The following is a 15,140-nucleotide window of genomic DNA, read 5'->3' as shown; positions in this document are numbered from 1 at the left end:
ATCGATGTCGGCGGGGTCAGGACCAGGTGTGGAAGCCGCGGCCGCTCTTGCGGCCGAGCTCGCCGCTCGCGACCTTGTCGCGCAACAGCTGCGGTGGCGTGAACCGGTCGCCCAGGGTCGACGCCAGGTGCTCGGCGATCGCGAGCCGGACATCGAGGCCCACGAGGTCGGTGGACCGCAGCGGCCCCATGGGGTGGCGGTAGCCGAGCTCCATCGCCCGGTCGATCGATTCGGCGTCGGCGACGCCCTCCTCGAGCATGCGGATCGCCTCGAGACCGAGGCACACGCCGAGCCGGCTCGTGGCGAAGCCGGGGGAGTCGTTGACCAGCACCTCCTGCTTGCCCAGCAGCTCCACCCAGCCGCGCACGCGGTCGACGACGGCCTCGTCGGTGTCCGGGGTGCGGATGATCTCGACCAGACTCGATGCGGGGACCGGGTTGAAGAAGTGCATGCCCACCAGACGCCTCGGGTCGTCGAGCGCGGCGGCGAGGGAGGCGATCGAGAGCGAGCTGGTGTTGGTCGCGACGACGCAGGTGTCGCCCACGGCGCGCTCCACGCGGTGCAGCACGTCGAGCTTGAGGTCGATGAGCTCCGGCACGGCCTCGATGACCACGTCGGCGTCGGCGGGCAGGTCCTCGATGTCGGCGACCACGGTGAGCCGAGCGGCCACGTCCTCGGGCGTGCGTCCGCCGAGCTTGTCGCGCTCGGCGGCGCGTCGCAGGCCGGTGACGACGCGGTCCCGCGCGGCCTCCCGGTCGCCGCTCTCGGCCAGGACGACGGTGGCGCCGAGCGTCGCGAAGACCTGCGCGATGCCCGCGCCCATCCGGCCTCCGCCGACGACGCCCACCTTCGACGGTGCTGTGCTCATCTGCGGTTCCTCTTCTCCAGGAAGGCGGTCATGCGCTCCTGCTTGTCGGTGGTGTCGAACAGGACGGCCTGGGCGATGTCCTCGACCCGGCCCGTGCCGTCGATGATCGACTTGGTCAGGCGCAGCGCCAGCGCGGACGAGGCCGTGATGCGGTCGATGACCCGATGGGCCGCGGCGATGTGCTCCCCGGCGGGGACGACGTCCATGACGAGGCCGCACCGGAGCGCGGCCGCGGCGTCGAGCGTGCGGCCCGCGAGCAGCACCTGCTTGGCGACCGACTGGCCGACCAGGGCGGGCAGCCGGTAGGTGGCGCCGGCGGCGGCGAGGATGCCGAGGCCGGGCTCGGGGTTGCCGAAGACGGCGGTGTCGGTGGCGACCCGGATGTCGCAGGCGTAGCTGAGTTCCGCGCCCCCGCCGAGCGCGTACCCGCTCACCGCGGCGACGGTGGGCAGGGGGAGCGCGGCGAACCGGTCGAACAGCGTGCGGTTGATCCCGGCGAGCGCCTGATCGCGGCCCCGGTCGCGGAGCTCCCCGATATCGGCGCCGCCGGCGAAGTGGTCGCCGGCGCCGGTGAGCAGGACGGGGGCGGGATCGGCTTCGATCGCGGCGCACACGGCGTGCAGCTCGGTGATCATCGCGGCGTCGATGGCGTTGCGCGCGTCGGGGCGGTCGAGCGTCACGACGTACCGGTCGTCGGTGCGCCCGACGGAGACGGTGCGGAGGCCGGGGAGTGCGGCCGTCAGGGCTTCGGTCATGTCGCTGTCCTCTTCGGTCGGTGCCTCGAAATAATAACCGATCATTCGGTCGGTAACAAGGTCTTGATCGAAAGTCGGATCCGGATGGGAGAATCTGTTCATGAGCAGCACACCCGTCCGGCGGCGTACCGGCTCGCCGGGGCGTCCCGGCTACGACCTCGACTCCCTGCTGGCCGTCGCGGTCCGCGTCTTCAACGAGCGCGGCTACGACGCCACCAGCATGGACGTGCTGGCGAAGAATCTGGGGCTGACGAAGTCCTCGATCTACCACCACGTCGCCGGCAAGGAGGAGCTCCTCGAGCTCGCGCTCAACCGCGCGCTGAGCGGGTTGTTCGCGGTCACCACCGAGACTGGCGCGACCACCGGCAGGTCGGTGGACCGGCTCGAGTACGTGCTGCGCCGGAGTGTCGAGGTGCTGGTGGCGGAGCTGCCCTACGTGACGCTGTTGCTGCGGGTGCGGGGCAATTCGGAGGTGGAGCGGCGGGCACTCGCGCGCCGTCGCGAGTTCGACACCGTCATCGCCGACCTGGTGGCGGGCGCCGTGGAGGAGGGCGACGTGCGCGCGGACGCCGACCCCGCCGTCACCAGTCGTCTCCTGTTCGGCATGGTCAATTCGCTCATCGAGTGGTACCGGCCGCGGCCGGACCACCCCGTCGGTGAGGTCGCCGACGCCCTCGTGGCGATCGCCTTCGCCGGACTCCGCCGGAACTGATCGACGATCGGCCGCCCCCTTGACAGGGGAGGTCGTCTCGGGCCACCCTGATTACCGACCGAACATACGGTAATAGGAGCGTGCTTGATGGACAGCAGGATGGTGGAGAGCTACGCGTGCGGCCGGTGGCACCGGGCGACGGACGAGGGACGGGCGGTGATCAGCCCCGTCGACGGCGCCGAGGTCGCGCGGGTCTCGTCGACCGGGCTGGACGTCGCCGCGATGGCGGCCTACGGCAGGGAGACGGGCGGCCCTGCGCTCGCCGCGCTGACCTTCCACGAGCGTGCCGCGGCGCTCAAGGCGCTCGGCCTGACCCTCATGGCGGGGAAGGCGGAGTTCTACGCCGAGTCCGCCCGGACCGGTGCCACCGAGCGGGACTCGGCCGTCGACATCGACGGCGGCTTCGGGACCCTGCTCAGCTACGCGAGCAAGGCCAAGCGCGAGCTGCCCAACGACGTGATCCACCTCGACGGCCCCGTCGAGCAGCTCGGAAAGAAGGGCACGTTCGTGGCCCGGCACGTCCACACCTCGCGCCGCGGCGTCGCGGTGCAGATCAACGCCTACAACTTCCCCGTCTGGGGGTTCCTCGAGAAACTCGCACCCGCCTTCATCGCGGGCGTGCCGACCATCGTCAAGCCCGCCACCCAGACTGCGTACCTCACCGAGCTCGTCTTCCGCCGGATCATCGAATCCGGTCTGCTCCCGGAGGGTTCCGTGCAGCTCCTGTGCGGCGATCCGGCCCCGCTCCTCGACGCCCTCGGCGGGCAGGACTCCGTCGCCTTCACCGGGTCCGCGCACACCGCGGCGACGCTGCGCGCGCACCCCGCGATCGTGGCGAACAGCGTGCACTTCACCGCGGAGGCCGATTCGCTCAACGCCTCCGTCCTCGGCGCGGGCGTCACGACCGACGCCCCCGAGTTCGAGCTGTACGTCAAGCAGCTCACCACCGAGATGACCGTCAAGGCCGGGCAGAAGTGCACCGCCATCCGCCGTGCGCTCGTCCCCGAGCCGATGGTCGACGCGGTGATCGAGGCGGCCCGGGCCCGGCTGGACCGGGTGGTCGTCGGTGCCCCGGGCGCCGAGGGCGTAACCATGGGCCCCGTCGTCTCCCTGTCGCAGCGCACCGATGTGCTCGCTGCGGTCGACAAGCTCCGCGGTGCCGCCGATCTGGTGGTCGGAGACCCGGACCGCGTCGCGGTCGTCGGCGGGGACGCGGAGACCGGTGCCTACCTGCCGCCGATGCTGCTGCGCAGCACCGATCCCGAGGCGCCCGAGGTGCACGAGATCGAGGCCTTCGGGCCGGTCGCGACGGTCATCGGCTACCGCGATACCGCGCATGCGGTGGAGCTGATCGCTCGCGGTGGGGGTAGCCTCGTCGCCTCGCTCGTCACCGCCGACCCGCAGCTCGCGCGGGAGGTCCTGCTCGGGATCGCGCCGTACCACGGCCGCCTGCTGGTGCTCAACGCCGAGGACGCCCGCGAATCCACCGGCCACGGCTCCCCGCTGCCCGTGCTGGTGCACGGCGGACCCGGCCGCGCCGGCGGCGGCGAGGAGCTCGGCGGCATCCGCGGCGTGCTGCACCACATGCAGCGCACAGCGATCCAGGGCACCCCGGAGGTGCTGGCCGCAGCGACCGGGCAGTGGGTCACCGGTGCCCCGCGCACCGAGGGCGCCGAGCACCCGTTCCGCAAGTCCCTCGCCGAGCTCCGCCTGGGGGACACCATCGTGGGCGGCCCGCGCACCGTCACCCTCGCGGACATCGGCCACTTCGCGGACTTCACCGGCGACACCTTCTACGCCCACACCGATCCCGAGGCAGCGGCGGCGAACCCGCTGTTCGGCGGCATCGTCGCGCACGGCTACCTCGTGGTCTCCCTGGCGGCCGGCCTGTTCGTCGACCCCGCGCCGGGCCCGGTCCTGGCGAACTTCGGCGTCGACTCGCTCCGCTTCCTCACCCCGGTCCGCGCGGACGACGCGCTCACCGTGACGCTCACCGCCAAGCAGATCACCCCGCGCAGCGGCGCCGACTACGGCGAGGTCCGCTGGGACGCCGTGGTCACCAACCAGGACGGCGCGCCGGTCGCCACCTACGACGTGCTGACCCTCGTCGCCAAGACGCGGGACGGGGGCGAAGCGTGATGACGGCGTCCGTACGCATTGAGGAGTGCGAGCCGGCGCGGTCGATGTTCGCCGCCGACAACGCCTCCCGGGCGCTCGGCATCGAGATCGTCGACCTGCGTCCCGGCTCCGCGACCACGACGGTGACGGTGGGGGAGACGATGGTCAACGGCCACGGGATCACCCACGGCGGCTACGTCTTCCTGCTCGCCGACACGACCTTCGCCCTCGCCTGCAATTCGCGGGGGGACGCCGCGGTCGCCGCGCGGGCGGACGTCCGGTTCCTCCGCGCCACCCGGCTCGGCGACGTGCTCACCGCCACCGCGGTCGAGCGGGAGCGGTTCGGCCGCAACGGCCTCTACGACGTGACCGTGCGCCGCGGCGAGGACGTGATCGCCGAGTTCCGCGGCGACAGCCGCACCATCCCGTCCGGCGCCTGACGGCGATCAGCCGGCGGCGGGGCCGAGGTGCCGGGCGCGGTAGTCGCCCGGGCTCGTCCCCGTCGCCGCCTTGAAGGCCCGCGCGAAGCCCGAGGCGTCGGGGAAGCCCCACTGCGCGCCGATTGCCGCGACGGGCCGCACCGCTTGGGCGGGATCGGCCAGCGCCGCTGTCACCTCGTCCATCCGGCGTCGGCGGATCCACGCGCTCGGCGTCGACCCGCGCTCGGCGAACAGCTGCTGCAGGTACCGCACCGAGACGTGCTGCGCGGCGGCTACGGCCTCCACGCTGAGGCCGGGGAGCCCCAGGTGCGCGTCGATGTACGCCGTCGCGCCGGCGAAGACCACGTCGGCCGTCGGCACCGCCTCCGCGGGCTCGAGGCGACGCATCAGGGTGGCGTCCACCAGTTCCAGGACCGCGTGCACCGCCCGCGGGTCGGGATCCACCCCGCCCGTCCGCAGCTGCCGCCCGAGCCCGGTGAGCAGCGACGAGGCGAGCGCGCCGAGGCCGTGCCTGCCCGAGATCCGCTGCGCCGTCAGCCCGGCGACCTGACGCGGCGTCAGCCCCAGCCGGTCCCGCGGGATCAGGAGCACGAACATGCTGAACTCGTCCGCGAAGTCGAGCGAATACGGCCGGGTGGTGTCGTAGATGGCGAGGTCGCCGGGTGTCAGCGCCGCCTCGCGGCCGTCCTGGGTGAGCACGCTGTAGCCGTGCAACTGCACGCCCAGCTTGTACCCGCCGGGGTCCGCCTCGGCGATGGTGGCGCGGTCGCGCCATACGGTCACCGGGCCGCCCGCGACCTCGGTGGCCGCCGCCGCGCCGAGATCCTGGCTGCGGACCACTCCGCGGAAGGCGGATGATCCGTCGTCCCCCGGCCGCGCGGGCGGGGCGGGCGCTGCGACGTCGCCGTCGTGCAGGGTGGCCCGCAGCGGCACGAACGCCGTGTTCACCGCCTCCTGCCAGGCGTCGAACCGGTCCGGCGCCGCAAGGGTCGCGGCGTCGAAGACCTCGACCGCGCCTGAACTCATCGTCGTCTCTCCTTCGTGTCCTTCCATGTCACCACAGATCGGGGCCCCGACGTGACGCGCATCACGTTTCCGCGTGTGAGGCACACCGGCGTGCGGGTCACGCCAATGCCCGTCGGCGTCGCGACGGCCAGGCTCGATCCCATGCGGCGGAACGCGCCGGACGGACGGCAAGGAGCACGAATGACCCCACGGGACAGCGATTACGTCATCATCGGAGCCGGATCCGCCGGGAGCGCCCTCACCCGGCGCCTCGTCGACGCCGGGCACACCGTGCACGTCATCGAAGCGGGCGCCGCGGACACGGACCCGAACATCCACAGCCCGCAGGGGTGGCCCGCTCTGCTCACCGGCCCCAACGACTGGGCCGTCATGACCACCGGCCAGGAACACGCCGCGGGGCGATCGCTGTTCTGGCCCCGCGGCAAGGTTCTCGGCGGCTCCAGCTCGCTCAACGGGATGATCTACATCCGCGGGCACCGCGACGACTACGACGCCTGGGAGGCCGCCGGCAACGAGGGGTGGGGCTGGGACACCGTCCTCGAGCTGTTCAAGCGCAGTGAGGATCACGAGGACGGCGCCTCCGCGTGGCACGGCGCGGGCGGCCCGCTGCACGTATCGGTGCTCCGCGACCGTCACCCCGCTGCGCAGGCTTTCGTCGACGCGGCCGTCGCCGTGGGCCACAAGCCCACCGAGGACTTCAACGGCGACCTCATGGAGGGCGTCGGCTTCAACCACGCGACGATCAAGGACGGCCGCCGGCACAGCGCGTGGCAGGCCTTCGTGGCGCCGGTGCTGGACTCGCCGCGCCTGACGGTGACCAGCGGTGCGCTCGTCACCCGGATCGTGCTCGACGGCGGCCGCGCCACGACGGTCGAGTACCTCGTCGACGGCGAGCTCCGCACCGCCCGCGCTACGGCCGAGATCGTCCTCTCCGCCGGCGCCATCGGGTCGCCGAAGATCCTGCAGCTCTCGGGCATCGGCGACCGCGCCGACCTGGCGGCCGTCGGTGTCGAGACCCTCGTCGACCTGCCCGGTGTGGGGAAGAATCTGCACGACCACCTCCTCGTCGGCAATCTCTACGCGACGGCGGGCGCGCTCGCGCCCGGGCGGAACAACCTGCTCGAGGCCCAGCTCTTCGCGCACTCGCAGCAGACGGACGACGCGGCGCCCGACCTGCAGCCGTTGTTCCTGCACCTGCCGTACCCGACCGACGGCGGCGACGCGCCCGCCGACGGCTACACGATCGCCCCCGGCCTGGTGGCCCCGCGGTCGCGCGGCACGCTGCGCCTCGCGTCCGCGGATCCGGCAGCGGCCCCGCTGGTGGATCCCAACATCCTCGCCGACGACTACGACGTGGAAGCGCTGGTCGACGCGGTGATCCTGTGCCGCGAGATCGGCGCCCAGGACGCCTTCGCCCCGTTCCGGCCCACCGAGTACGTCCCGTCGTCCGAACCGGCCGACCGGGACGCGCTGCGCGCGCTCGTCCGGCGCCTCGCCGGCACGTACCACCACCAGGTCGGCACCTGCGCGATGGGCGTCACGGACGACTCGGTCGTCGATCCCGCCCTGCGGGTGCGCGGCGTCGACGGACTGCGGGTCGCCGACGCGTCGATCATGCCCGTCGTCCCCCGCGGCAACACCAACGCACCCGCGATCATGGTCGGCGAGAAGGCCGCCGACCTCCTCCTCGGCGTCTGAACGCCGCTCCGACGAAGGAACGAGACATGCCCATCGACTTCAGCCTCAGCGAGGCTCAGCACGAACTGCAGCAGAACGCCCGCCGGCTGGCGAGCGACGTGCTGAGCGCCGCCGCGAACGAGACGCACCATCAGGGCACGCCGGACGAGCGATTCCGCGCGTCCCGACCGCACTACCGCGCGCTGGTGCAGGCGGGGGTACTCCGGCGCCTCATCCCGCCACCCGCCGGCGGCGAGATGACGAGCCTGCTCGGCCTCGCTCTCGAGGCGGAGGAGTACATGGCGGTGGAGACGAGCGTCCCGCTGTCCGTGTTCTCCACCGGCCTCGGGCTGATGCCGCTGCTGTTCTTCGGCAACCTCGAGCAGCTCGGGCGGTTCCTCCCGCCGTTCGTGTCCGGCGAGGGCGAGCCGCTCGCGGGGCTCGCGTTCTCCGAGGTCGGAGGGGCGGCGAACTACCGGGACGCCGACCCGGACGTGGGCTTCGCCGCCACCGCTCGGCTCGATGGCGATGAGTGGGTCATCAACGGGCACAAGCAGTTCGTTCCGCACGCATCGGGCTGGGACGGATCCGGGGCCGACCTGCTCGCCGTGGCCGTGCGCGTCGATCCGACCCGCCCGCCGGAGGAGTCGATGGCCGTGATCCTGGTCCCGGGGACCGCCGCGGGCGTCACCGTCGAATCCGCGCTCCCGACGGTGGGACACCGGGCGGCCCTCGTCACCCGTATCCGCTTCGACGACGTGCGCGTGCCGGCCGCGAACCTGCTGGGGAACGTCGGCGACGGCATCGCCATCCTCGAGACCTCCTTCACCGCGACCGCCGCCCTCGTGGGCGCGTTCTCCGCCGGAGTCATGCGCCACGCCTTCGACGTGGCGCTGAACTTCGCCCGCGACGAGAAGCGGGGCGGGCGGGTGGCCATCGTCGAGCACCAGAACGTCGGCACCATCCTCGCGGACATGAAGGCGAAGATCGAGGCCGCGCGCTACCTCACCTGGAAGGCGTGCGACTACTTCGACAGGACCGGCGGAGCCGGCTCGGAACTCGCGATCGCCACGAAGATCTACGCGTCCGAGACCGCGGTGCAGGTGGTCTGGGACGCGATGCGGCTCGTCGGCGTCGAGTCCTACACCGAGCATCAGCCGTTGTTCGAGATCCTGCGCGACACCCTGGCCTACCCGCTGTTCGACGGCGGCAACGTCGGCGTCCGACGGCTCCAACTGCAGCGCACGTTCGCCTCGCCCGACTACGACCCACTCGCCGCGATGGCCGGCCGGCCCCAGTCCTGAACGACTCCACCCAGACCCTCGAAACGGAGAGCACCATGAGCATTCTCGAATCCGTCCAGCCCGCGACCGGCGGACGCACGATCACCGACCCCGCCACGGGCGAGATCGTCGGCCGGGTCGCCGAACCCGGTGTCGTGGACCTCGACGCCGCCGTCGCCGCGGCCCGTGCCGCCCAACCGGACTGGGCCGCGCGCGGCGACGCCGGCCGCTCGGAGTTGCTGAGCGCCGCCGCCGACGCCGTCGAGGCGCACGCGGAGGAACTCGCCGTCCTGCTGTCGCGCGAACAGGGGAAGCCGCTCAACGGGCCCAACGCCCGGTTCGAGGTGGAGGCGTGCGTCACGTGGCTGCGCGCGACCCTCGCCGTGCCGCTCGACCCCGAGGTGGCGGTGGACGACGGCGAGACGTACGCGGAGATCCACCATCGCCCGCTCGGCGTCGTCGGCGCCATCGGTCCGTGGAACTGGCCGATGATGATCTCCGTCTGGCAGCTCGCCCCCGCACTGCGCATGGGGAACACCGTCGTGATCAAGCCGAGCGAGTACACCCCGCTGTCCGTGCTCGCCCTGGCGCACGTGCTGAACACCGCACTGCCCGAGGGCGTCCTGATCGCGGTACCGGGTGGCCGGGACGTCGGCGAGGCGCTGTCCGCGCACCCGGGCGTCGACAAGCTCATGTTCACCGGCTCCACCGTGACGGGCAAGGCGATCATCCGCGCCTCCGCCGACTCGGTGAAGCGCGTCACCGTGGAGCTCGGCGGCAACGACGCGGGCATCGTCCTGGACGACGCCGATCCCGCAGCGATCGCCGAGGGGCTGTTCTGGGGCGCCTTCATCAACACCGGGCAGACCTGCGCCGCGCTCAAGCGCCTGTACGTGCCGGATTCGCTGTACGACGCCGTCTGCGAGGAGCTGGCGAAGGTCGCCGCCGCCATGCCGATGGGCGTCGGGCTCGATGAGCAGAACGTGCTCGGACCCCTGCAGAACCGCAAGCAGTACGACATCGTCGCGGGTCTGGTCGACGAGGCGCGCGCGGGTGGCGGCCGGGTGCTGATCGGCGGCGATCCGGCCGAGGGGCCCGGCAACTTCTACCCGACGACGCTGGTCGCGGACCTGTCGAACGACAACCCGCTCGTTGCGCAGGAGCAGTTCGGGCCGGCGCTGCCGATCGTCCGGTACTCGAGCCTCGACGAGGCGATCGCCTGGGCGAACGGGCTCGACGTGGGACTGGGTGCCTCGGTGTGGACCCCGTCGCCCGAGCGCGCCCGCGACGTGGCCCTGCGCCTGGACGCGGGGACCGTGTGGATCAACGAGCACGGCGCGATCGACCCCCGTGTGCCCTTCGGCGGCGCCAAGCAGTCGGGCTACGGCGTCGAGTTCGCCCGGGCGGGCCTCCTGGAGTGCGCGCAGCCCGTCGCGATCAAGGGCGCTGCGGGCTCGTTCGCCGCGTCGGTCAGCTGACGACGTCCTTCGTCCGGAAGCCGCGCACGGCGAGGGCGAAGAGGACGATGGCGATGCTCACCGACAACGACGCCCCCTGAGCCATCGCCGCCCACTCGATGCTCGGCTGCAGCAGGTCGGTCCACGCGTACTGCCAGTGCGCGGGCAGCGCGGCGCGGAGGCCGCCGAGGGCGGTGACCTGGTCGAGGACGCTGCCGATCACCGTGAGGCCCACGGCCCCGCCGACCGCCGCGAGCGGCGCGTCCGTACGGGTCGAGAGCCACAGGGCGAGGCCGGCGGTGGCCAGCTCGGAGACGATGATGAAGCCCGCCGCGAGCGACAGCCGCCAGAGGCCGTCGGCCGCGGGAATCGCGGTGTTCGCCGGCGTCTGCAGCGGGCCCCAGCCGTAGGCGAGGGTGCCCGCGATCAGTGCGACCGCGGTGAGCAGGGCCACTGAGGCGACCGACAGGATCAGCGCGACGATCGCCTTGGTCACCAGCAGCCGCGTCCGCGGGACGGGCGCGGCCAGCAGGTATCGCAGCGACGACCAGTCCGCCTCCGAGGCCACCGCGTCGCCGAAGTACAGGGCGACGGGGATCACGAGCAGGAAGCCGGTGCCCGCGATGAGGACGGTGGCCGTGAGGTTCAGCCCGGAGGCGGTGGCGACGTCGAACATCGACGGCCGTCCGTTGCCGCTGCCCCCGTCGTCGGTGCCCACGGCGAGCGCGACGATGAGCACGATCGGTAGCGCCGCGAGCAGGGCCGCCATCACCAGGGTGCGGCGGCGTTTCAGCTGGCGGGCGAGTTCCACGCGCACCGTCAGGGTGTGCCCGGGCGCGTAGCCCGGTGCGGCGCCGTGCGTCGCGTCGCGCGCTGCCGCGGAGTCCTTCGTGGTGGTCATGCCCCGTCTCCCGTCAGCTGGAGGAACGCGTCTTCGAGGGTCCGGGACCCGCCGCTCCCGCCCGCCTGGACGATCTCGTCGACGGTGCCGGCGGCGATGAGCTCGCCGCGGCGCAGCACCACGACGTGCGTGCAGGTCTGCTCGACCTCGGCCAGCAGGTGGCTGGAGACGATCACGGTGCGGCCGGTGGCTCCGTAGCGGACGATCGCGTCCCGCATCTCGCGGATCTGCGAGGGGTCGAGGCCGTTGGTCGGCTCGTCGAGGACCAGCACGTCCGGCAGGCCGAGCATGGCCTGCGCGATCGCGAGCCGCTGCCGCATGCCCTGCGAGTACGTGCGCACCGGGCGCTCGAGCGCGCTACCGAGGTCCGCGATCTCGAGGGCCTCCTCGAGGTGCGCCTGGTCGGCGGGGCGGCCGGTCGCCCGCCAGTACAGGTCGAGGTTCGCCCGGCCCGACAGGTGCGGCAGGAAGCCCGCGCCCTCGACGAAGGCGCCCACGCGGGAGAGCACCGGCGCGCCGGGGCGGATCTCGTGCCCGAAGACCCGGATGCCGCCCTCGTCAGGCGTGATGAGGCCCATCAGCATCCGCAGCGTGGTGGTCTTGCCGGCGCCGTTCGGGCCCAGCAGGCCGAGGACCTGGCCGCGCTCCACCCGGAAGGTCACGTCGCGCACGCTGTAGCCGTCGCCGCCCGCGTACTTCTTGGACAGCCCGGTCACCTGGAGCGCCACGTCCTCCAGCGCCGGATCTGCGGGCGGTGCGGGGCGCGGACGGCGGACGAGGAGTAGCGCCGCGGCGATCGCCAGCGCGACCAGCGGCAGTACCCACACCCAGGTGGGCAGGGGCGCCGGCGCGGTCTTCAGCGCCGGTACTTCCGGAACCGTGAGGGGGCTCGTCACCGTGATCGTGTGCGTCGCGGGCGCGGACGGGGAGAGGTAGGCGAGGTCGGTGGTCGCGAGGGCGAGTCGCATGCGGTGCCCGGCGGCGAACTCGTGGTCGATGACGGGCAGCCGGATGGTCGCCGTCGCCGTGCCCGCGGTGATCGGGATGCGGATCGGCGCGACGAGCTGCTGCGGGAGGATCTGCGTGCCCTCGGGGCCCACGTCGTAGAGCTTCGCGAAGAGCACCGCGTCGGACGCGGGGGAGTCGACCTTGATCGTCACCGTCGGGGCGCCGGTCACGGTGACCGGTCCACTCAGCGGCTCCGAGTCGACGATCGCGGCCTGCGCCGGGAGGTCGCGCGAGAGCCCGAAGGAGCCGAGCGCCGCCGCGGACGAGGCCAGGCCGCCGAGGCCGGGCACCCCCGAGATCGACGGTGGCGCACCGCCCGCGGGATTCTCCGCCCGCTGCGGCTCGCCGGGCAGGGCGACGGTGCGCGTGATGGTCCCGTCGAGCCCGGGGTAGGCGTCGGTGCTCGACGCGCGGATGGTGCGCTCGCCCGTCTCGCGGTCGACGCCGCCGGACCGGGAGACCTGGAAGGCGGGCACCGCCGGGGCGTCCTCGTTCTTGAGGTAGCGGTCGAACCACTCCGCGGTGCGGGCGTTCACCCGGGCCTCCTCGGCGCTGCCGGCGTCGTGGCCGCCGGCGATCCAGTCGACGGCGACGGGCGCGCCGTTCGCCGCGATGCGCTGTGCGGCGGCATCGGCGTGATCGAGCGGGAACAGCGAGTCGAGCTCGCCCTGCGCGAGATACGTGGGGACGCGGATGTCCGCGCCCACCGAGGCGGGGCTCCGCGCCGCGAGGAGTGACCGATCGGCGTCGGTGAGGGCACCGCCCTGCGCGATCCGGGTGTACATCTCGCAGACGGCCGGCTCGAACCGCGCGCAGCCGCCGCCCATCGTGAACAGGATGCCCGCCCACTGCTTCTTGTAGACGCCGCCGGGGAACAGGGCCTTCTCCAAGTCCCAGTAGGTGATCCGCGGGGCGATGGCGTCGACGCGTTTGTCGTGCCCGGCGAGCAGGAGCGCCAGGGCGCCGCCGTAGCTGCCGCCGGCGACGCCGACCCGGGGATCTCCGGGCCGGTCCTGCTGCACGTCGGACCGCGCGGCGAGCCAGTCGAGGAGCTTGCGCGCATCCGCGACCTCGGCGTCGGGGGAGTCGAGGCCGACGAGGCCCGTCGACTTCCCGAAGCCGCGCGCGGTGTAGGTCAGCACCGCGTAACCCCGGCCCGCCAGTTGCTCGGCCTCGGCGCGAACGTCGTCCTTCGAGCCGCCGAAGCCGTGCGCGAGGAGCACTGCGGGGGCGGGCCCGGCACCGTCGGGCCGGAAGAACGAGGTGTCCAGCTGGACCCCGGCCCCGTCGATCGCCTGGTCGGTGCGCTGGAACGACGGTGCGCTCCTCCCACCGAGGCCGCACGCGGCGAACGCGGCGAGGATGATCACGACGGCGACCAGCGCCGCACCGGTGACGAGGGGGCGCGCAGCGGCGCCGCGCAGGGCGCGAGGTGGGGGCACCCGACCAGGATATGTGCGCTCGTCCGTGCTCGCCGCTGCCTGGATTCCGCCCACGGCGAAAAAGGCTTTGCGATAGGCCATCGGCGGCTGTCAGAGTGGTTCCGGCACTGACCGGGGAGCGGCCGGAGCGGGGTACCGCGACCGGTTCCGCGCGTTCGATCCGGCAGAACCGACCAGTGGCACGGCCCCATCGGGGCCCAGAGGGTTCGAGTCCCTCGAACGCCGTTCCGCCGGAAGCGCGGGCGGCGGCGGCCCTGCGATGCCCCGGCCATTACCCGGGACATCCCGCCGCCGCTGCCCGCCCGGCGGGGCGGTGCCGCAGCTACCGAGGCCTCCGGGCCGCCCTGAGAGGAGATCCACCGTGTCGATCATGACCGCGATCCGCGGCCGACGCGTCGTCGTGCCGGTGGGCCGCCGCGCCGTCGAGTACCGGGACGGCGCCGTCGCCCGCGTCCTCGGGCCCGGCCCTCATCGGGTCCGCCGGGCGCACACCGTCGTCCCGGTCGTCGTCGCCGAACGGCTGCTCGCCGTGGCGCCGCAGGAGATCGTCACCGCCGAGTCCGTCCCGGTCCGGGTGTCGATGGCGCTGCGCATCCGCGTCGCCGACCCGGTCGCGTACCTCGAGCGCGCCGCCGATCCGGACGCCGTGGTCTACCTGGCCGCGCAGGTCGCGCTCCGGGAGGCGCTGGGCGGCATCGGTATCGACGACCTGGCGCGTCGCACGGCGGCCGTCGACGGCGAGGCGATCCGCTCCCGCGTCGGCGCGACCGCCGAGGCCGTGGGCGTCGAGGTGCTCACCGTCGTGGTCAAGGACGTGGTGCTGCCGGCCGAGATCCGGAGCGCCGCGGTCGGCCTGATCACCGCCAAGGCACGGGGCGCCGCCCGGCTGGAGGAGGCGCGGGCCGAGACGGCCGCGCTGCGGGCGCTCGCCAACGCCGGCCGCATGCTCGACGGCTCGCCCGCGCTGGCCCGGATCCGGATGATCGAGGCGGCGCCGCCCGGCGCGACGATCGTCCTCAGCGATACGGGTCGGTGACCTCGCGCAGCTTCAGCAGCGCGGCCCGCAGGTCCCGGTAGGCGGCCGCGCCGAGGTGGTCCTCCCACTCCCTCTCGACGAGGGCCACCTCGGCGTTCGCGACGTCGGCGACGCCTTCGCCGCGGGCGGACAGGCGGATGAGACGGGCGCGGCCGTCGGCGGGATCGGGGACCCGCTCGACGTAGCCGGCGCGCTCGAGCTGGTCGACCAGGAAGCCCGCGGTCTGCTTGGTGACCTGCGCCTGTTCGGCGAGGTCGGTGAGGCGGGTGCCCTCGGGGCCGATGCGTTGGCCGATCCGCGCCTGGGCGAGCGTGATGTCCGCGTAACCGGCGTCCCTGGCCGCGGTCATGGCGCGCGTCTCCATGGCGCGATAGGCGACGAACAACATCACGCCGGTTCCGATCTCCACCCTTGCAA

Annotated in this window: 13 protein-coding genes; 7 read left to right on the top strand and 6 right to left on the bottom strand. The window is 73.1% G+C overall.

Annotation, left to right across the window (positions count from 1 at the left end; genetic code table 11):
- Positions 1-16 precede the first annotated feature (16 nt).
- Positions 17-868, bottom strand: a complete 852-nt coding sequence (locus tag ACM9LD_RS13230; RefSeq protein WP_415677104.1) for a 3-hydroxyacyl-CoA dehydrogenase family protein — start codon at positions 866-868, stop codon at positions 17-19.
- Positions 865-1,623, bottom strand: coding sequence for an enoyl-CoA hydratase/isomerase family protein (locus ACM9LD_RS13225; RefSeq protein WP_415677103.1), 759 nt, complete (start codon positions 1,621-1,623; stop codon positions 865-867). The genes ACM9LD_RS13230 and ACM9LD_RS13225 overlap by 4 nt, the downstream gene beginning before the upstream one ends.
- A 100-nt stretch (positions 1,624-1,723) precedes the next feature.
- Here ACM9LD_RS13225 and ACM9LD_RS13220 point away from each other — a divergent pair, with 100 nt between their 5' ends.
- The 3 genes from ACM9LD_RS13220 (at position 1,724) to paaI (ending at position 4,893) form a co-directional block, all read left to right on the top strand.
- Positions 1,724-2,335 carry a TetR/AcrR family transcriptional regulator gene (locus ACM9LD_RS13220; RefSeq protein WP_415677102.1) on the top strand — a complete coding sequence of 204 codons (612 nt, stop codon included), beginning with the start codon at positions 1,724-1,726 and terminating at the stop codon, positions 2,333-2,335.
- An 87-nt stretch (positions 2,336-2,422) separates the two neighbouring features.
- Positions 2,423-4,474, top strand: coding sequence for a phenylacetic acid degradation bifunctional protein PaaZ (gene paaZ / locus ACM9LD_RS13215; RefSeq protein WP_415677101.1), 2,052 nt, complete (start codon positions 2,423-2,425; stop codon positions 4,472-4,474).
- Positions 4,474-4,893: a hydroxyphenylacetyl-CoA thioesterase PaaI gene (gene paaI / locus ACM9LD_RS13210; RefSeq protein WP_415677100.1), complete on the top strand. Its 420-nt coding sequence runs from the start codon at positions 4,474-4,476 to the stop codon at positions 4,891-4,893. The genes paaZ and paaI overlap by 1 nt, the downstream gene beginning before the upstream one ends.
- Positions 4,894-4,899: 6 nt before the next feature.
- Here the strand turns inward: paaI and ACM9LD_RS13205 are convergent, their stop codons facing one another.
- Entirely contained in the window at positions 4,900-5,919 is a 1,020-nt protein-coding gene (locus ACM9LD_RS13205; protein WP_415677099.1) for an AraC-like ligand-binding domain-containing protein, read from the bottom strand.
- A 180-nt stretch (positions 5,920-6,099) separates the two neighbouring features.
- On the opposite strand from ACM9LD_RS13205, the gene ACM9LD_RS13200 reads away from it, so the two are divergent.
- From ACM9LD_RS13200 to ACM9LD_RS13190, 3 genes are read left to right on the top strand one after another with little or no spacing between them, the layout of a single operon-like run.
- Positions 6,100-7,617, top strand: coding sequence for a GMC family oxidoreductase (locus ACM9LD_RS13200; protein ID WP_415677098.1), 1,518 nt, complete (start codon positions 6,100-6,102; stop codon positions 7,615-7,617).
- Positions 7,618-7,643: 26 nt separating this feature from the next.
- The gene (locus ACM9LD_RS13195; RefSeq protein ID WP_415677097.1) at positions 7,644-8,900 is read left to right on the top strand and encodes an acyl-CoA dehydrogenase family protein; all 1,257 of its coding nucleotides are present in this window, start codon (positions 7,644-7,646) and stop codon (positions 8,898-8,900) included.
- A 35-nt stretch (positions 8,901-8,935) separates the two neighbouring features.
- Positions 8,936-10,357, top strand: a complete 1,422-nt coding sequence (locus ACM9LD_RS13190; protein WP_415677096.1) for an aldehyde dehydrogenase family protein — start codon at positions 8,936-8,938, stop codon at positions 10,355-10,357.
- On the opposite strand, the gene ACM9LD_RS13185 is transcribed toward ACM9LD_RS13190, so the two are convergent.
- On the bottom strand, positions 10,350-11,237 hold the full coding sequence (locus ACM9LD_RS13185) for an ABC transporter permease (protein WP_415677095.1): 888 nt from the start codon (positions 11,235-11,237) through the stop codon (positions 10,350-10,352). The genes ACM9LD_RS13190 and ACM9LD_RS13185 overlap by 8 nt on opposite strands.
- A complete protein-coding gene (locus tag ACM9LD_RS13180) occupies positions 11,234-13,687 on the bottom strand; it encodes an alpha/beta fold hydrolase (RefSeq protein WP_415677094.1) in 2,454 nt (817 codons plus the stop codon). Before ACM9LD_RS13180 ends, ACM9LD_RS13185 begins: the two co-directional genes overlap by 4 nt.
- A 370-nt stretch (positions 13,688-14,057) precedes the next feature.
- Here ACM9LD_RS13180 and ACM9LD_RS13175 point away from each other — a divergent pair, with 370 nt between their 5' ends.
- Positions 14,058-14,723 carry an SPFH domain-containing protein gene (locus tag ACM9LD_RS13175; protein WP_415677207.1) on the top strand — a complete coding sequence of 222 codons (666 nt, stop codon included), beginning with the start codon at positions 14,058-14,060 and terminating at the stop codon, positions 14,721-14,723.
- Here the strand turns inward: ACM9LD_RS13175 and ACM9LD_RS13170 are convergent.
- Positions 14,704-15,111: a MarR family winged helix-turn-helix transcriptional regulator gene (locus ACM9LD_RS13170; RefSeq protein ID WP_415677206.1), complete on the bottom strand. Its 408-nt coding sequence runs from the start codon at positions 15,109-15,111 to the stop codon at positions 14,704-14,706. The genes ACM9LD_RS13175 and ACM9LD_RS13170 overlap by 20 nt on opposite strands.
- Positions 15,112-15,140: the final 29 nt, after the last annotated feature.

The organism is Tsukamurella hominis, from assembly GCF_965137015.1.
Classification (GTDB): Bacteria; Actinomycetota; Actinomycetes; order Mycobacteriales; family Mycobacteriaceae; genus Tsukamurella; species Tsukamurella hominis.
The sequence above is the reverse complement of the archived record's forward strand: the minus strand, read 5'-3'. Positions and strand labels throughout refer to the sequence as shown.